Genomic DNA, 17274 nt, shown 5'->3' on the forward strand with positions numbered 1-17274 from the left:
AGTGTCCTTAACCCGTGCGCCAAGCGGGGCGTGGCTTTGCCTTGACTTCCGCGGGAGGCCGGGGTGAAACGGCGCGACCCGCTTTGACCCGAAGGACCACGCCCATGCACGCCTATCGCACACAGACCTGCGCCGATCTGACCGCTGCCGACGTGGGCAAGACCGTGCGCCTTTCGGGCTGGGTGCACCGGGTCCGCGACCACGGCGGCATCCTGTTCATCGACCTGCGCGACACCTACGGCGTGACGCAGCTGCTGTGCGATCCGGACTCTGACGCCTTTGCCGACGTGGAAAAGGTGCGCGCCGAATGGTGCATCCGTATCGACGGCGAGGTAAAGGCCCGCGACCCGCAGCTGGTGAACCCCAAGCTGCCGACCGGCGAGATCGAGGTCTTCGTGCGCGAGATCGAGGTGCTGGGTGCCGCGAAGGAGCTGCCGTTGCAGGTCTTCGGCGATCAGGAATACCCCGAGGAGACGCGGCTGAAGTATCGCTACCTCGACCTGCGGCGCGAAGCTATGCAGAAGAACATGACCCTGCGATCCAACGTGGTGCGGTCGATGCGCCAGCGCATGTGGGATCAGGGCTTCCGCGAGTTCCAGACGCCGATCATCACCGCTTCCAGCCCCGAAGGTGCGCGCGACTTCCTCGTGCCGTCCCGCCTGCATCCGGGCAAGTTCTATGCCCTGCCGCAGGCGCCACAGCAGTTCAAGCAGCTGATCATGGTGTCGGGCTACGACAAGTATTTCCAGATTGCGCCCTGTTTCCGCGACGAAGACCCGCGCGCAGACCGCTCGCCCACCGACTTCTACCAACTCGACCTCGAAATGAGCTTCGTCGAGCAGCAGGACGTCTTCGACATGATCCAGCCGGTGATCGGCGGGATTTTCGAGGAGTTCGGCGGCGGCCGGAAGGTCGACCAGACGTGGGAGCAGATTTCGTATCGCGACGCGGCGCTGTGGTACGGCACCGACAAGCCCGACCTGCGCAACCCGATCAAGATGCAGGTCGTCAGCGAGCATTTCGCGGGATCGGGTTTTGCAATCTTTGCCAAGCTGCTGGAGCAGGATGGCACGGAAGTGCGCGCCATTCCCGCCCCCGGCGGCGGGTCGCGAAAGTTCTGCGACCGCATGAACGCCTTCGCGCAGCAGCAGGGGCTGCCGGGTATGGGCTACATCTTCTGGCGCGATCAGGGCGAGGGGATGGAGGCGGCTGGACCGCTGGCCAAGAACATCGGGCCCGAACGCACCGAGGCGATCCGTCAGCAACTCGGCCTGAACGTCGGCGACGCGGCCTTCTTCCTCGGCGGCAAGCCGGAGGCGTTCGAAGGTGTGGCAGGCCGTGCGAGGACGGTCATCGGCGAGGAGTTGAACCTCACCGACAAGGACCGCTTCGCCTTTGCCTGGATCGTGGATTTCCCGATCTACGCCCGCGACGAGGAAACCGGAAAGATTGACTTCGAGCACAACCCCTTTTCCATGCCGCAGGGCGGGATGGAGGCGCTGCAGGGCGATCCGCTCGATGTATTGGGCTTTCAGTATGACCTCGCCTGCAACGGCTACGAACTGGTCTCGGGCGCGATCCGGAACCACAAGCCCGAGATCATGTTCAAGGCCTTCGAGATCGCCGGTTACGGCAAGGAAGAGGTCGAGAAGCGGTTCGGCGGCATGGTCAACGCGTTCCAGTATGGCGCGCCGCCGCACGGTGGCTGTGCCGCCGGCATCGACCGGATCGTCATGCTGCTGGCGGACGAGGCGAATATCCGCGAGGTGATCATGTTCCCGATGAACCAGCGTGCCGAAGACCTGATGATGGGCGCGCCCAGCGAGCCGATGAACGAACAGCTGCGCGAATTGCGCCTGCGGGTCCTGCCGCCAGAGGCCTGAACCACGCCGGACATGAAGAAGGGGCGCTGCAAATCTTGCAGCGCCCCTTTTCGTTCCAGCTCAGTGACGTAGGGATCAGGCCGCCTTTGGCAACAGACCCTTTTCATACAGGAACACGGCGGACCCGACGGGCACGCGGTCGTAAAGGTCGATGACCTGCTCGTTGACCAGCCGCGCGCAGCCGTTGGACACGTCGGTGCGAATCGTGTCGGGCTTGTTCGTGCCGTGGATTCGCAGGAAGGTATCGCCGATCTGCGGCTGGAACAGGTAAAGCGCGCGCGCACCAAGGGGGTTGTCGGGACCGCCCGGCATGCCGTCCTTGTATTGCGCGTAGTGATCGGGCTCACGCTCGATCATGTCCTTGGTCGGCGTCCAGCTGGGCCATTCCTTCTTGGCGCCCACGGTGAACTCGCCGGCGATATAAAGGGCGTCACGGCCCACGCCCACGTAATACCGCAGCGCCTCGCCGTTCGGCAGCGTCCAGTACAGAGAATAGACGTCGGGCACGACGTGAATCTGACCGGCGGGCATCGGGTTGTCGAGCCGGACCAGCTTGGGCGACATGTCGCGCTCCACCGGCGCCTCGGGGACGAGCGGATCCGTCACGACCTCTTGCGCGGACAACAGCGTCGGCAAGGCAAGGCCGCTGGCGCCCAGCACCGTGGACATCATAAAGCGGCGGCGGTCGATCATGGCAAGCTCCTGTACATATTCGGGTCAGGCGACAAGATGGTCCGGTCACGCGGTCGTTTCAAGGACGCATTGGTCACTTCTGCGCGGGATATGTGACGGATGTCACAGGTTTGACGCCGGATCGGGCAGGGTGCCGGTCATTGCGGGCGACAGGCTGCCGTGTCGCCGGATCGTGTTCCGGGGGGACTGGGCGGCACGCCGCCCGCCGTGCTACGTCCAGGACAAGACGCCTTCAAGGACGACCGCCATGCCATTCGATCCGCTGATTGCGGCCACCCGGTTCGGAACCGGCCTGTCGCCGGTTCACGCCCCGCCCTCGGACGCTGCAGCGATGATCGCACGGCTTGCGGGACCGGACGAAGTCGCCGCGCGCCTGCCGATTCCGGGACTCGCCACGATCCAGCCATCGCCGGCGCGGGTGCAGGACGTCAGCCGGGCCCGGATCAAGGCAAGGGGCACCCCGCAGGCGGAAGAAACCGACGCCATCCGCCGCGTCGTCTTTGCCGAGGCGCGCGAAACCCAGCAGCGCAACGCCCTGACAACGATCGCGCGGGGCGTCACCGCACCCGATGGGCTGAGGGAACGTCTGACCGCCTTCTGGGCCGATCACTTCACGGTCATCGCCCGCAACGGATCGCAGAACCACCTCGTCAGCCCATTCGTCGCCGATGCGATCCGGCCGCATGTGGCGGGGTCCTTCGGCGACATGGTCGTCGCCGCCACCACCCACCCCGTCATGGTGCAATACCTCGAACAGTTCCGCTCGCTCGGCCCGCAATCGCGTCAGGGGCAAAGGACCGGCAAGGGCCTGAACGAGAATTTGGCCCGAGAGCTTCTCGAACTGCACCTCGTCGGCGTGAACGGTGGCTACACCCAGGCGGACGTCACGCAGATGGCAGAGCTTCTGACCGGGCTCAGCTACGACCCGACGGAAGGCACCACCTACCGCGCCGGTTGGGCCGAACCGGGGGCAGAGGTCGTGATGGGCCGCCGCTACAGCGCCAAGGCCGACATGAGCACCATCACCGGCGCATTGCGCGATCTTGCGGTGCGGCCGGAAACGGCGGCCCATGTCGCGCACAAACTTGCGGTGCATTTCGTGTCTGAGACACCTGACCCGGATCTTGTGGCATCGCTTGCGCAACGGTTCCTCGATACGCGCGGCGATCTGCTGGAGGTCTCGGCCGCCTTGCTGGACCACCCCGCGGCCTGGTCACCGGACCGGGTCAAGGTGCGCCGGCCGGACCTGTTCCTGACCGCCGCCCTGCGGGCGCTGGCGGTGCCCGCCGACCGGATCACTGGCATCGACCGCCGTGCCTTCAACACCCACGTCGGTGGCCCGCTAAAGCTGATGGGCCAGCCCATCGAAAAGCCGATCGGCCCCGACGGCTGGTCCGAAGCCGCCGCCACCTGGATCACCCCGCAGGGGCTGGCGGGGCGCATCGGCTGGGCGCTGCGCAGCCCGCAGCACTTTGTCGACGCCCTGCCGGACCCGCGCGACTTCGTCCGCACGGCGCTAGGTCCGCTGGCCCCGGCAGAGCTGACCTTCGCCGTCGGCGCTGCGGAAAGCGATGCAGACGGCGTCGGCCTCGTCCTCACGTCACCCGCCTTTCAGAGGATATGACCATGGATCGCCGCGGATTTCTGCTGCAGGGGGCGGCACTTGGCTGCTCACTCGCCGCCAGCCCCCTGATCACGCCGGTGGCCCTTGCCGCCGGCCCATGGGACAACCGGCTGGTCGTCATCGTCCTGCGTGGCGCGATGGACGGCCTCGACGCGATCCGGCCGGTAGGCGACCCGGACTACGCGACACTCCGGCCGACCCTGAACGATGGCAAGGCCACACCCGTGTCGGACTTCTGGGCGCTGCATCCCGGCCTCGCGCCGCTTCTGCCGCTGTGGCAGGCGGGGGAGGCGGGGGCCGTGCACGCCGTTTCAACCCCCTACCGCGACGGTCGCAGCCATTTCGACGGTCAGGACATCCTCGAGGCCGGCACCCTGCGGATCGACGGGGGGCAGGGCGGCTGGCTGAACCGGATGCTGGGCGCCGTGCCGGGCATGACCGCAGAGACGGCCTTTGCCATCGGGCAGGACCGCATGGCGATCCTCGCGGGGCCGGCGCCCTACCTGCGCTGGTCGCCAGAGGTGACGCTGAAGCTGTCGCCGCAGGTCCGCCGCCTGCTGGAACTGACGCTGCACGAGGATCCCCTGTTCCGCAACGCGGCCCTGCAGGCGGTGGCCATCGCCGACGGCCTGTCGGTCGAGGCGGCGATGCAGGACGAGGGCGGCGCCGACATGCAGATGGAGGCGGGCCGCCCCGGTGCCGAATCGGCGCTCGCCCGCTTTGCCGCCTCTCGTCTGCGCGAGGAGACGCGGATCGCCAGCTTCTCGATCAACGGCTGGGACACGCACCAGAACCAACGGGTCGGGCTGGAACGCACTTTGTCGCGCCTGTCGGACACGATCCTGACCCTGCGCGACGAACTCGGCCCGATCTGGCAGAAGACGGCAGTGCTGTGCATGACCGAATTCGGCCGCACCGCACGGGAAAACGGCACGCGCGGCACGGATCACGGGACCGGGGGCGCGATGATCTACGCCGGTGGCGCCCTGCGCGGCGGGCAGGTTGCCGGGCGCTGGCCGGGCCTGTCTGATCAGGCCCTCTTCGAACAGCGGGACGTGATGCCCACGGGCGACGTGCGCGCCGCCGCTGGCTGGGTCATGCGCAGCCTGTTCGGACTGGACGCGGACGTCGTATCTCGCGTCGTCTTTCCCGGCCTCGACCTCGGCGATAGGCCGGAGTTCCTGTTGTGACCTCCGATCTTCGGCCCGTTGGTCCGCCGGTCACCGACTTTTTGCCGCCGCCGCATCCGCGCGGCGTGACGCTGGCGGGACGTTTCGGCTGGCTGCGGCCCCTGCGCCCCGCTGATGACGCGCCCCGACTTTATCCCTTGCTGGCTGACAGCCCGTGGCTCTTCGACTACCTCGGTGAACCGCCGCCCGCCTCCGTCGCTGCTCTCGAATCGCTTCTGGCGGTCTGGGCCACGCGCGCGGACTGCGAGATCTTCGCCATTGGCCGCACGGGCGAGGCCGTACCGCTCGGCTATGCCTGCCTGATGAGTGTGTCGACCACGATGGGCGATATCGAGATCGGCAACGTCAACCTGTCGCCCGCCATGCAGCGCAGCCCGCTGGCGACCGAAGCCTTTTCGCTCATGCTGGGCTGGTGTTTCGACGCGGGCTACCGGCGTGTCGTGTGGAAGTGCAATGCTCTGAACGCGCCCTCGCGGCGGGCAGCCCAGCGGCTTGGCTTCAGCTACGAAGGCGTGTTTCGCAAGCACCTGATCGTCAAGGGTCTGAACCGTGACACGGCCTGGTTCGCAATGATCGACGACGACTGGCCCGCCATCGCAGAGGCCCATGCCACCTGGCTCGCCCCCGCGAATTTCGACGCGAGCGGTCGCCAGATGCAATCTCTGACGCCCCTGACGCGACCGCTTCTCTACCAAACCGACCCGACAGTCTGATCCACGACCGCCGCCCCCGAGTCTTCTATCAATAACCCAGTCCGACCAGACCGTCCGATCCCCGCATTAACGTCGCCCCGTGTCCCTGACCGGCGCGTGCGGATCAATTCCGCTAATCGAAACGCCAGCTTCGTTACAAAAAACTGACCTGCCTGATTAGGCACAAAACCTGACCTGCTTGAATGGGCCGCCCGCCAGCCATTCATCGGCCGGAAAAGCGCAATGAACCGCTCGATCACCGGCAACGACATCCCGGTCGCCTCAGACTTCAGCGCTTGACCAACCGGTCGACCGACCGCCGCGGGCCTAGAAACCGGACACCGCCGACAATCGACTGTTCACCATGCGCGTCAGATCCGCGAGACCGGACGGGGGCGTGCGACCGGCCTTGCGTTCGGCGATGAGCCGGCGCACGGCCTCTTCCATGTCCTTGTCCTTTGCAGAGGTTGCGACGCCGGACAGGAACTGGGTGACGTAGTCGAGGGTCTGCGGGCTTTCGTCCTGTTGCAGCACATCCGCGACATGGGTCAGATCGTCGCGATAGGCCAGCATGTCTGGCTCGATCTCGTCCTGATTGACGAGCCGCGGGCCGCGGGGCTGCCGGTCGGCGGGCAAATGCATCAACACTGCCGCCTGAAATGCGGCGAGGCTGGCGATGGGCTTGCCGATGAAGCCGTCGGCACCCGCCTCGATCACCCTGTCCTCGACCGTCGGATCGCCGGAGGTGCCGAGGATCACGTCGATGCGGGGCAATCCTTGCGACAGGGCGCGGATCAAGGCAAGGCCGGACCCGTCCGGCAGGCCCACGTCGACGATCACGACGGTCGGCCGATAGACCGAAAGGTGCTTTCGCGCGCTGGCGAGGCTGTCGGCGCGCCGGATTCGGGCGCCGGACCGCAGGCAGAGCATGCGCACAGCCTCGCAAGCGAAACGGCTGTCTTCCACGACAAGCACGGTCAGGCCCAGCAGGGGCCGCGTGGCCGTCGGCGACCGTGTCACCATGAAGTCGTCGATCTTATCCATCGTAGCGCACCCCACTTGCGTTGCCGTCAGGGGTCAGATCACCATGCCAACGTAAAGACCGCGTTAACGGGACTGCGACGAGATGCCGGTGTTGGCTTTCACCCGCCCGCGCGGCATAAGACGGGCGGATGCAAAGGGGATCGCCATGATCGGACGCCTGAACCACGTCGCCATCGCCGTGCCGGACCTGGACGCCGCGGCGGACCAGTATCGTCATGCGCTGGGGGCCGAAGTGGGACCGCCGCTCGACCAGCCGGACCACGGCGTCACGGTGATCTTCATCACCCTGCCGAACACCAAGATCGAACTGCTCTACCCGCTGGGGGACGCGTCACCGATCGCGAAATTCCTTGAAAAGAACCCCGCTGGCGGCATCCATCACATCTGCTACGAGGTCGACGACCTGATCGCCGCGCGCGACCGGTTGACCGCGACGGGCGCGCGGGTGCTGGGCGACGGGACGCCGCGGACCGGGGCCCACGGCAAGCCGGTGCTGTTTCTGCATCCCAAGGATTTCAACGGCGCGCTGGTCGAGCTGGAAGAGGTCTGACGTTCGGCCCCCCGCCGGGACCGACGCCTCCGGCGGAGGAATTTTTAACGAGAAGACGGCCGGACGTCCGGCCAGAGCAGGCGAGACCTGCGGAAAGAGGCTTTTATGGGAATCACGTCTGCCATCGTGATGTTCGCCGTCGTCTGGTGGATGGTGTTCTTCATCGTCCTGCCGCTGCAGATGGTCAGTCAGGGCGACGCAGGAGAGGTCGTGCCGGGCACGCACAAATCCGCGCCGGCGAATTTTCAGCTGGGGCGCAAGGCGAAGATCACGACGCTCTGGGCCGTGGGGATCTGGATCGTCTTCGCCACGATCATCCTGTCAGGCGCGGTCAGCGTGCGCGATCTTGACTGGTTCAACCGGATGCCGCCGGCGCAGGCCCCCCTCGCCGGATCCTGAGGCGGTGGTAAAGGTGCGTGAAGGTCGCGGCGCCGAGGATCGGGACGAAGAGGTTCAGCAGTGGAATCGAGAGCGGTAGCGCCATCAGGATGCCTGCGATCCAGATCGTTGCCCCGTGCCGCCGCCGCAGCGCCTTGGCCCCGGCGCGCCCCTCGCGGCGCATGGCGGCGACCTGAAAATACTCTCGTCCCAGCAGGAAACCGTTCATCGCATAGAAGATCAGCGGCGCAAAAGGCGGGAACAGGGCGTAAAGGGTGAAGGCCAGCAGGTTCGCCACCAGCATCAACCCCAGAAAGCTGACCGTATCGCGCAGCCCGTCCCACAGGGACGTCCGCGGCACGGAGGGCAGGGCGGAGTAATGCGCCGCCTCCACCGCCTCCGCCACGTCCTCGAGGAAGAACGAGGTGATGGCCGAGGCGACGGGGATCATCAGGAAGACAGACAACACCAGCATCAGCCCCAGCGACCCCCAGCCCAGCAGGTCGCCGACCCAGGTGATCTGTCCCACCCAAGGCAGGGTGATCGGATCGGACGCCAACGCGTCGATCAGCCACAGAAGCCCCGCGTAGGCCGCGACCAGCAGCGCGATGGTCAGCCCGACGCCCAGCCACAGCACCCGCCGGAACCGCGGGTCCGGCAGTTGCGCCAGCGCCTTGGCGAAGTCGGTCAAGATCACGCGCGCGACCAGTCCGTGATCGCGGCGATGTCCGGGCGCGGGCGATCGGGCGGCGCGCTCGTCTCGGTGCCGATGTGGACGATTCCAGCCACCGTCTCGTGCGGGGCGAGGCCGAAGACCTCGTGGATGAAGTCGCGGTCGTGGCTGAACCAGCCAGACAGCCAGTTCGCCCCGAAGCCGCTGGCCAGTGCCGCGTTCAGAAGCGCGAGGCAGACGCCGCCCGCGGCGTAGGTCTGCTCGATCTTCGGCACCTTCTCTGACTCCTGCGGGGCGAACACCACGACGACGGCCAGATGCGCGTTGCCGTAGGTCTTCACCGGCTTGTCGATCTTGTCCTGCGGGATGCCAAGGCGGGACCCGGCGGCAGGCAGGGCGTCCGCCACAGCCTGCAGCGCATCGCGCCCCAGCACGACAAAGCGCCAGGGTTCCAGCTTGCCGTGGTCGGGGCTGCGCGCGGCGGCGGTCAGAATGGTCTGCAGCTGGTCGCGGTCTGGCACCGGTGCCGTCAGGGTCTGGGCCGGGCAGGACCGGCGGGTCAGCAGAAAGTCGAGGGCGGCCGTGTTGCGGTCCGGCATGGGATGATCCTTCGTATCGGTTGCCCCCCAGATAGGCGCAGCCCGCACGCAGGGCAACGGATCAGCGCGGGTTCTGCGGCAGACCGTCAGCGATGTCGTAGTAATCCCCCTTTTGCGAAACGAAGATATGCCGCGCCAGCTGCGTGCCGGTGGCCGCGTCGAAGGCCCCCATCGCCACGGCGGTCTTGTCGCCCAGCAAGGGGTCCCAGAAGAGGAAGGACCCGCAGGTGGCGCAAAACCCGCGTCGTGCCTTGTCCGAGGATGCGAACCACGTCGGCGTGCCGGTGACCGTCAGCGCCCCGCGGTCCACGTCGACCGAAGCCCAGACGTGGCCCGACTGCTTGCGGCACTGCACGCAATGGCAGGCGTTCGGCGCGGGCAGGGAACCGGTCACCGCAAAGGTGATGGCTCCGCAAAGGCAGGATCCGTGGTGCATCACAGCGCATCCTCCATGTCCGAAATCCAGCGGTCCAGAAAGGCGGCATACCGCGCATCCGGCTGACGGGCGGCAAAGACCTCTGCAAAGGGATCCGGCGCGGTCACCGCGCTGCCCGACAGCACTTCCAGCACCGCATGGCCGCAGAAGGGGACGTAGGTCTCGGAATAGCCACCCTCGTGGACCAGCAACAGCTTTCCGTCGCAAAGCTCTTCCGCCAGTGCCATGACGCGCGCGGTCATCTGCCGGAAGGTGTCGGCGGTGGCCAGCATCCGGCCAAGAGGATCATTGGCGGCGGCGTCAAAGCCGCAGGCGACGACGATCACCTCCGGCGCGAAGGCGCGGATCGCCGGCAGCGCCAGCCGGTCAAGGGCCGCGAGATAGCCGTCGTGGCCGGTGCCGGGCGGCAGGGGAACGTTCAGGTTGAACCCCTGACCGGCCCCGCGCCCCCGGTCGGCAAAGGCGCCGGTGTCCATGGGATAGTTCCGGTCCTGATGCAGAGAGATGGTCAGCACGTCGGGGTCGTCGTAAAAGACCGCCTCGGTCCCGTTCCCGTGATGCACGTCCCAGTCCAGCACGGCGATGCGCCCTGCCAGCCCCTCTGCCTGTACCGCCCGGATCGCGATGGCGATGTTGGCCAGCAGGCAGAAGCCGTTGGGAAAATCGGGCAAGGCGTGGTGGCCCGGCGGGCGGGACAGGGCATAGGCATTGTCCATCTCGCCGCGCAGCACGGCCCGCAGCGCCCCCAGCGCCAGCCCGGCCGATTGCGCCGCGACCTCGAACCCGCCGGGCCCGAAGGGGGTGCGCCGTCCAAGCTCTCCGCCGGTGGCATCAGACAGGGCCCGGAAATCGTCGAGGTAGGATTGCGGATGCACCCGCAGCAGATCCTCCATCGTGGCGGCGGGCGCGCCGGTCATCGCCAGATCGCGATCCAGCCCGGTCACGGTGATCAGGTTCTTTAACCGGCGCTTTGTCTCCGGGTTTTCTGGCAGGCCGCCGGTCGCCATCGGCTGTACCAGCCCGCCGACGGGCAGCATGCCCGCATAGTTGCCGCCACCGTGCCAGAAACAGCGCTCGTCCCAGAAAAACCCCGTCGTCATCGCAACCCTCCATCGTTGCGCCAAGGGTGCGTCCCGGCTGGCGGAGTTGCAAGCCGTCTAGTCCGGCTTTTCCAGCTGATAGGCCCCTTCAGGCAGGTCCAGCGCCGCCCCCAGATCGCGCACCTGCGCCAGCGACAGGGTGATCGTCCGCATCTCGTTCAGGCGCGGATCGAACTGATTGATCGTGACGCAATCCTCGAAGGCGCTGACGACCACATCCTCTTGCAGATGGGATCCGCCCTCGTCGATCAGGGTCACCACGGTCGCGTCGAAGTCGTGTTCGATGGTAAACATGGTGTCGATCCTAGCCGAGGGTCGCACGGGCGAAAAGGCCATCCGCGACATCCCGCAAACGTGCGGATCGCGACGGTGGCGGGGGTGGCGATTGCCTGTCAGGATGCTAGAACAATCGCAAACCACACCGTCCGAAAGACATCCTGCGATGCAGCATCTCCTTCCCAGTCTCGTCGTGGCCCTCGGGCTGGCCGGATGCGCCGGGGTGCCGCAGCCGGATGCGCCGCGGACGGAACAGGTCGCGCTGCCGGTGCCCGTCGTCGCCCCGCCCACGCCGCGCACCGCCGCCGACGTGCCCCCCGATGCCCGCACCGCCGCGCGCACCCTCGTCGGCGTCGTCGACCGGGTCGAGCCGGTGGCAGAGGCGCTGTGCCGCGAACGCTCGCCCAACCTGAACTGCGACTTCAGCTTTGCCGTCGACACCAATCCGCTGTCGCCGCCCAATGCCTTCCAGACACTCGACAGGGACGGGCGCCCGATCATCGCCTTCACGGTCGCCCTGCTGGCCGAAACGCGCAATCCCGACGAACTCGCCTTCATTATGTCGCACGAGGCGGCCCACCATATCGAGGGTCACCTTGCCCGTCAGCACCGCAACGCCGACATCGGGGCCGCGATCATGGGGCAGATCGTCGGCCTGTCCGGCGATCCCGACGCGGGGCGCAAGGCGGCGGAATTCGGCGCCGCCATCGGCGCACGCACCTACTCGAAGGATTTCGAGCTGGAGGCAGACGCCCTCGGCACCGCCATTGCGGCGCAGGCGGGGTACGACCCGCTGGTGGGGGCAGAGTTCTTCTTTCGCATCCCCGATCCGGGCAATACCTTCCTCGGCACCCACCCGGCCAATGCGGACCGCCTGCGCGTGGTGCAGCGGACCGTCGCGCGCCTGGGATTCCCGTCCTAGGCCAGTGCCGCGATCCCGATGAAGATCCCGCTGAAGAAGCAGACCGACGCCGCCAGCACGAAACCGTGCCAGATGGCGTTGGAGAATTTCAGACTTTCCCAGCTGAAGAAGATCACGCCGGCGGTGTAAAGCAAGCCGCCCGCCCCCAGAAGCGCCAGCGCGTGCCCCGGCAGCAGGCTGGCGATGGCCGGGATCAGCAGCACGCCAAGCCAGCCCATCAGCAGATACAGCGCCGGGCCGAACCGCCCGGGCACCTGCCAGAAGAACAGCTTGTGCGCCATGCCCCAGATCGCCATCGCCCAGACCAGCGCCAGCACGCCGTAGGCAAAGCCGCTGCCGATCATCGCCGCCAGCGGCGTGAAGGTGCCCGCGATCTTGAGGTAGATTGCCGCATGATCAATCCGCCGCAAGGTCGGCCGCAGTCTTTCCCACGGGGTCATGTGATAGAAGGCAGAGGCAGTGAAGGTCGCGATCAGGGCCACGCCATAGACCGTCAGGGCCGTCATCTGGCCCGCGCCCACGGTCCGCGCCGCCCAGCCCAGCAGCACGACAGCCCCGGCCAGCGCAAAGGCCACGCCAAGGGCGTGCAGCGTGCCGTCGGCGATCCGCTCGGACCGGGCATAGGCGGGGTAGGCATCCAGTGGCAGGTTCATGCCTCGGATATAGGGCGATCGATCCGTTCCGCCACCTGTGACGATGAGTCACAGGGGCGGCCGTTCGCGTCGCCGTAATCTGGGGTCGGATCAACCGGAGAATCGCCATGCGCCACGTCCTCCTTGCCCTGACCCTTTGCCCCACGTTCGCCTTCGCCGCCGGATCGCCCGATCCCGCGCCGCCAAAGCCCACCGCGACGACTCAGCGCTGCGCCGAGGGGCTGGTCTTCGACCTAGCCACGCAAACCTGCCTGCCGCCGGAGCAATCGACCAACGACGACCAGTCGCGGCTCGACGACGTTCGCGCGCTGGCCTACGCCGGGCGCTACGCGGATGCCCTGCGCGTGCTCGACACCATGAAGGATCAGTCGGACGACATGGTCATGACCTACCGCGGCTTCGCTGCGCGCAAGGCGGGCGACATGGCCGGCGGCATGGCCTTTTACGCGCAGGCTCTTGCCGTGAATCCCGACAATCTGCTGGCCCGGTCCTACATGGGGCAGGCGCTGGCAGAGCAGGGGGCGGACGACCTCGCCTTTGCGCAGCTGACAGAGATCCGGATGCGCGGCGGCCGCGGCACATGGGCGGAAACCTCGCTCGCCTCCGCCATCGCGACAGGCATCACCTATAACCACTAGACCCTTGCGGCAGGCGGCCCCCTGCCGCATCACGGGGGGCATGAAGATCATCGCCCACGCCCTGACCGACCGCGGGTCGCGCTATGCCGTCAGCGGCGGTCCGGTCGCCTCCGTCGAAGAGGCGAAGGCCTTCGTCAAGACCCTCTGTCGCAACAAGAAATTCGCCAAGGCAACCCACAACACCTGGGCCGTGCTGCTGGACAGCGGCCCCGTCAAGAACGACGACGGCGAGGCCGGGGCCGGGGCCGTCATCCTGCGCATGCTGGAACGCGAGGGGCTGGAGGGCCACATCATCGTCGTCACCCGCTGGTTCGGCGGTGTGCATCTGGGCGGGGACCGGTTCAGAAGGGTGCAGGACGCGGTGCGGATCTACCTCGACCAGATGTAGAAGGGCCGCTCAGCGCCGGAGTGTCCCCCAGAGGTCGTATTCACTCGCCTCATCCACTGCGACCTTGACGATATCCCCGACCGACAGCCCTGTTGTGTCTTCGTCGATGAAGAGGTTACCGTCGATCTCCGGCGCATCCGCCCACGTCCGGCAGGTCGCCACGCCGTCGGCGTCGATATCGTCCACGATGACCTCCAGCGTGCGCCCGACCTTCGCTTCCAGCTTGGCGGCGGAAATCGCCTGCGCCTTCGCCATGAAGCGATCCCAACGGTCCTGCTTGACCTCCGGCGCCACGTGGTCGGGCAGGGCGTTGGACCGCGCGCCGGCGACGTTCTCGTACTGAAAGCAGCCGACGCGGTCGAGCTGCGCCTCGTCCAGCCAGTCGAGGAGGTGCTGGAACTCGGCTTCCGTCTCGCCCGGATAGCCCACGATGAAGGTCGAGCGCAGGGTGATGTCGGGACAGATCGCGCGCCAGGCGGCGATCTCCTCCAACGTCTTCGACCCCGCCGCGGGCCGGGCCATGCGGCGCAGCACGTCCGGGTGTGAATGCTGGAACGGGATGTCGAGGTAGGGCAGCACGCCGGACGCGGGGTCCGCCATCAGCGGGATCAGGTCGCGGACGTGGGGGTAGGGATAGACGTAGTGCATCCTCACCCAGGCGCCGAGCTGGCCGAGCTCCCGCGCGAGGTCGGTGATGTGGCTGCGCACCTCGCCGCCCTTCCAGGGGTTCAGGTCGTACCTGCGGTCGAGCCCGTAGGCGGAGGTGTCCTGGCTGATCACCAGCAGTTCGCGCACGCCGGCCTCGACCAGCTTCTCGGCCTCACGCAACACCGCATGGGCAGGGCGGGAGGCGAGCTTGCCGCGCATGTCGGGGATGATGCAGAACTTGCACTTGTGGTTGCAACCCTCTGAAATCTTAAGGTAACTGTAATGCCGCGGCGTCAGCGACACGCCGCGCGCGGGCAGCAGATCGATGAAGGGATCGGGTGCCGGCGGCACGGCCAGATGGACCGCGTCCAGCACTTGCTCGTACTGCTGCGGGCCGGTGACGGCGAGGATCTTCGGGTGATGTTCGCGGATGTAGTCGGGCTCCGCCCCGAGGCACCCCGTCACGATCACCCGGCCGTTTTCCGTCAGCGCCTCGCCGATGGCGTCGAGGCTTTCGGCCTTGGCCGAGTCGAGGAACCCGCAGGTGTTCACGATCACCGCCTCGGCGCCGGCGTAGTCGGCACTGATCGCATAGCCTTCTGCCCGCAGCCGGGTCAGGATGCGTTCGCTGTCCACCAGCGCCTTGGGGCAGCCGAGGCTGACCATGCCGATGGTCGGCTGGCCGGGGCGGGGGGCATCCGTGACGCGGGCACGGGCGAGGTCGGGGCGCAGGTCGGGCGGGTTCTGTGTCATGGGCCCTTCTAGACTGGACGGCTGTCCGCGAAAAGGGGGCGCTCCGCCTGCGCAAGGGGGCTGGAGCAATGCCACGATCCGTGCCTTGATGCGGCAACCGACAACGCAGGACGGCACGACATTCGATGATCTTCTCTGAAATTCTGCTCTGGATGGGCGCAGCCATCGTCGTGATCGTGACACTCCTTCCATTTTCCAGACTGTCGCACGGGTTCATCCGCAGTGCGGACTTTCCGCGCCAGCAGGTTCTGCTGCTGGCGCTGGTCCTGATCGCCTTCGCCGGATGGTCCAGACCGCCCGGCTGGGGCTGGATCCTGGGTGTGATGGTCGCGGCGGCGCTGATGCAGGCGATCCACATCGCGCGCTACCTGCCGGTCTGGCACAAGCAGTCCCTGCGCCCCCGCACATCAGAGACCGTGTCGGACGCGCGCAGCGTCAGCCTGCTGGCCGCCAACGTGAAGAAGTCGAACCGGCAGTACCATCGGCTGATCGAACAGACCCGCCGGGTCAGGCCCGACATCCTGATGGCGCTGGAAGTGGATCAGGATTGGGTCGACGCGCTAGAGGTGCTCTCGGACCTTTATCCGCACCGGCAGCTGAAACCGCTGGATACCGGCTATGGCATGGCGGTCTACAGCCGTCTGCCGCTGGAGGACGCGCAATTCCGCGAGAAAGTCGTCGACGGGGTGCCGTCGTTGCGGGCGCGCGTGCCGCTGGCCGATGGCCTCGCGTTCCGGCTTTATGTCGTGCATCCCGAACCGCCCGTGCCCTATCAGGACACCGAAGGCCGCGATGCAGAGATGTCGGCGGTGGCGATCGAAGTGCGCGACGACCCCCTGCCGGCCATCGTTTCCGGCGATCTGAACGATGTTGCATGGTCGATCACGACGCGGCGGTTCCAGCAGGTGTCGGGGCTGCTCGATCCGCGGGTCGGCCGCGGCTTCTACAATACCTTCAGTGCGACGATGCCGTGGATGCGCTGGCCGCTCGACCATCTGTTCCACGACGCCCAGTTCCGCCTGCTGGAGATGCGGCGCGAGGCGAAGAACGGATCGGACCACTTTCCGATGTATTTCAAGCTGATGCTGACCCCGGTCAAGGCAGCGGAGACGCGCCCCGATGCGGCGACGCCAGAGGACATGGACGAGATCACCGACATGATCGACCGCGAAAAACGCACCCACCGCGAGGCGATCGGGTCCGACTGGGAGGACGAGGACTAGCCCTTGGTCTGCATCTTGCGAACCATCTTCAGCGTCGCCCGGTGCGGCAGCAGCGGAACGATCCAGTTCAGGGCAAAGCTCATCGGGCCTTCGTTGATGACGTGCAGCCGTCCCGCCGTCATCTGTTCGTAGCCGAACTTGGCGACCCGTGCGGGCGACTTGCCACCGCCGCTGACCAGCCTCGTGCCCTTGAGGTCGGCGGTATCGGCGAATTCCGTCTCCACATAGCCCGGCGCCAGCACCGTCACGGTGACGCCATGGTCACGCAGCTCCTCTGCCAGGGCCAGTGAATAGCTGCGCACGAAGGCCTTCGTCGCGAAATAGACCGCCTGCAGCGGGCCGGGCATCATGCCGGCGCTCGACCCCACGTTCAGGATGCGCCCCGACCCGCGCCGTGCCATCGCGCCGCCGACGTCGTGGCAGAGCGTCACCAGCGCCTTGACGTTCAGGTCGATCATCGCCTGTTCACGCCCGAGGTCGCGATCGACGTGGGCGCCCTGACCGCCGAAGCCCGCGTTGTTGATCAGGATCTCGATCGGTTCCGACCGGACGACATCGCAAAGGTCGGCAACGGCTTGTGCATCCGTCAGGTCGGCGGGCATCACCCTTACGGACACGCCTTCCGACTCCTCCAGCTCGGCCTTCAGCGCCTCCAGCGCCTCGGCCCGGCGGGCCACGATGATCATGTCACCGCCGCGCCGGGCGTGAATGCGGGCGAACTCGGCGCCGATCCCCGAGGATGCGCCGGTAATGAGTGCAAGTCTGGCCATGACAATCTCCTGTTCCGCAATATAAGGTCTGAACTGGGCGGGTCTTGCGAAATATCAAGTCGCCGGTGGCCCGCATGGCGCCGTCAGGCCATGTTTCGCCGGTGGCGCAGACGTCGCGAAAAACGCCGCATCCCTAAGGAT

At 66.9% G+C, this 17274-nt stretch carries 20 protein-coding genes; 10 read left to right on the forward strand and 10 right to left on the reverse strand.

All coding sequences use genetic code 11. The annotated features are described in order from the left end of the window. Positions 1-104 precede the first annotated feature (104 nt). Complete coding sequence (aspS, locus tag BUA54_RS00905) at positions 105-1883, forward strand: aspartate--tRNA ligase (RefSeq protein WP_072855327.1); 1779 nt, start codon at positions 105-107, stop codon at positions 1881-1883. A gap of 75 nt (positions 1884-1958) precedes the next feature. On the opposite strand, the gene BUA54_RS00910 is transcribed toward aspS, so the two are convergent. After that, positions 1959-2576: a L,D-transpeptidase gene (locus BUA54_RS00910; protein ID WP_072855328.1), complete on the reverse strand. Its 618-nt coding sequence runs from the start codon at positions 2574-2576 to the stop codon at positions 1959-1961. Positions 2577-2823: 247 nt separating this feature from the next. On the opposite strand from BUA54_RS00910, the gene BUA54_RS00915 reads away from it, so the two are divergent. From BUA54_RS00915 to BUA54_RS00925, 3 genes are read left to right on the forward strand one after another with little or no spacing between them, the layout of a single operon-like run. Further along, positions 2824-4200 (forward strand): DUF1800 domain-containing protein, encoded by a 1377-nt coding sequence (locus BUA54_RS00915; RefSeq protein WP_072855329.1) that lies wholly within the window; start codon positions 2824-2826, stop codon positions 4198-4200. A gap of 2 nt (positions 4201-4202) precedes the next feature. After that, positions 4203-5390, forward strand: a complete 1188-nt coding sequence (locus BUA54_RS00920; RefSeq protein WP_084113982.1) for a DUF1501 domain-containing protein — start codon at positions 4203-4205, stop codon at positions 5388-5390. Beyond that, entirely contained in the window at positions 5387-6103 is a 717-nt protein-coding gene (locus tag BUA54_RS00925; protein ID WP_072855331.1) for a GNAT family N-acetyltransferase, read from the forward strand. The genes BUA54_RS00920 and BUA54_RS00925 overlap by 4 nt, the downstream gene beginning before the upstream one ends. 306 nt (positions 6104-6409) lie before the next feature. Here BUA54_RS00925 and BUA54_RS00930 read toward each other — a convergent pair whose 3' ends face one another. Continuing rightward, on the reverse strand, positions 6410-7126 hold the full coding sequence (locus BUA54_RS00930; protein ID WP_072855332.1) for a response regulator: 717 nt from the start codon (positions 7124-7126) through the stop codon (positions 6410-6412). 145 nt (positions 7127-7271) lie between these two features. Here BUA54_RS00930 and mce point away from each other — a divergent pair, with 145 nt between their 5' ends. Next, complete coding sequence (gene mce, locus BUA54_RS00935; RefSeq protein ID WP_072855333.1) at positions 7272-7676, forward strand: methylmalonyl-CoA epimerase; 405 nt, start codon at positions 7272-7274, stop codon at positions 7674-7676. A gap of 105 nt (positions 7677-7781) precedes the next feature. After that, positions 7782-8075 carry a DUF1467 family protein gene (locus BUA54_RS00940; RefSeq protein WP_072855334.1) on the forward strand — a complete coding sequence of 98 codons (294 nt, stop codon included), beginning with the start codon at positions 7782-7784 and terminating at the stop codon, positions 8073-8075. Here the strand turns inward: BUA54_RS00940 and BUA54_RS00945 are convergent. The 5 genes from BUA54_RS00945 to BUA54_RS00965 form a co-directional block, all read right to left on the reverse strand. Next, positions 8032-8751: an EI24 domain-containing protein gene (locus BUA54_RS00945; RefSeq protein WP_072855335.1), complete on the reverse strand. Its 720-nt coding sequence runs from the start codon at positions 8749-8751 to the stop codon at positions 8032-8034. The two genes, BUA54_RS00940 and BUA54_RS00945, sit on opposite strands and share 44 nt — an antisense overlap. Continuing rightward, on the reverse strand, positions 8748-9326 hold the full coding sequence (locus tag BUA54_RS00950; RefSeq protein WP_072855336.1) for a nitroreductase family protein: 579 nt from the start codon (positions 9324-9326) through the stop codon (positions 8748-8750). The genes BUA54_RS00945 and BUA54_RS00950 overlap by 4 nt, the downstream gene beginning before the upstream one ends. Positions 9327-9387: 61 nt before the next feature. Next, positions 9388-9762, reverse strand: coding sequence for a GFA family protein (locus tag BUA54_RS00955; protein WP_178352689.1), 375 nt, complete (start codon positions 9760-9762; stop codon positions 9388-9390). Continuing rightward, positions 9762-10862 (reverse strand): class II histone deacetylase, encoded by a 1101-nt coding sequence (locus tag BUA54_RS00960; protein ID WP_072855338.1) that lies wholly within the window; start codon positions 10860-10862, stop codon positions 9762-9764. The genes BUA54_RS00955 and BUA54_RS00960 overlap by 1 nt, the downstream gene beginning before the upstream one ends. Before the next feature lie 57 nt (positions 10863-10919). Beyond that, positions 10920-11156, reverse strand: a complete 237-nt coding sequence (locus BUA54_RS00965; protein ID WP_072855339.1) for a hypothetical protein — start codon at positions 11154-11156, stop codon at positions 10920-10922. Between the two features lie 148 nt (positions 11157-11304). Here BUA54_RS00965 and BUA54_RS00970 point away from each other — a divergent pair, with 148 nt between their 5' ends. Beyond that, complete coding sequence (locus BUA54_RS00970) at positions 11305-12060, forward strand: M48 family metallopeptidase (protein WP_072855340.1); 756 nt, start codon at positions 11305-11307, stop codon at positions 12058-12060. On the opposite strand, the gene trhA is transcribed toward BUA54_RS00970, so the two are convergent. Further along, positions 12057-12713, reverse strand: a complete 657-nt coding sequence (gene trhA, locus BUA54_RS00975; protein WP_072855341.1) for a PAQR family membrane homeostasis protein TrhA — start codon at positions 12711-12713, stop codon at positions 12057-12059. The two genes, BUA54_RS00970 and trhA, sit on opposite strands and share 4 nt — an antisense overlap. A gap of 107 nt (positions 12714-12820) precedes the next feature. On the opposite strand from trhA, the gene BUA54_RS00980 reads away from it, so the two are divergent. Next, complete coding sequence (locus tag BUA54_RS00980) at positions 12821-13351, forward strand: chitin binding peritrophin-A domain-containing protein (RefSeq protein WP_072855342.1); 531 nt, start codon at positions 12821-12823, stop codon at positions 13349-13351. Positions 13352-13391: 40 nt separating this feature from the next. After that, positions 13392-13739: a YigZ family protein gene (locus tag BUA54_RS00985; RefSeq protein WP_072855343.1), complete on the forward strand. Its 348-nt coding sequence runs from the start codon at positions 13392-13394 to the stop codon at positions 13737-13739. 9 nt (positions 13740-13748) lie between these two features. On the opposite strand, the gene rimO is transcribed toward BUA54_RS00985, so the two are convergent. After that, positions 13749-15140 (reverse strand): 30S ribosomal protein S12 methylthiotransferase RimO, encoded by a 1392-nt coding sequence (gene rimO, locus BUA54_RS00990; protein WP_072855344.1) that lies wholly within the window; start codon positions 15138-15140, stop codon positions 13749-13751. A 125-nt stretch (positions 15141-15265) separates the two neighbouring features. Between rimO and BUA54_RS00995 the strand changes: the two genes are divergently transcribed. Next, positions 15266-16363 (forward strand): endonuclease/exonuclease/phosphatase family protein, encoded by a 1098-nt coding sequence (locus BUA54_RS00995; protein ID WP_072855345.1) that lies wholly within the window; start codon positions 15266-15268, stop codon positions 16361-16363. On the opposite strand, the gene BUA54_RS01000 is transcribed toward BUA54_RS00995, so the two are convergent. Next, a complete protein-coding gene (locus BUA54_RS01000) occupies positions 16360-17133 on the reverse strand; it encodes an SDR family NAD(P)-dependent oxidoreductase (RefSeq protein WP_072855346.1) in 774 nt (257 codons plus the stop codon). The two genes, BUA54_RS00995 and BUA54_RS01000, sit on opposite strands and share 4 nt — an antisense overlap. Positions 17134-17274 lie beyond the last annotated feature (141 nt).

Origin of the sequence: Loktanella atrilutea (assembly GCF_900128995.1) — a bacterium.
Classification (GTDB): Bacteria; Pseudomonadota; Alphaproteobacteria; order Rhodobacterales; family Rhodobacteraceae; genus Loktanella; species Loktanella atrilutea.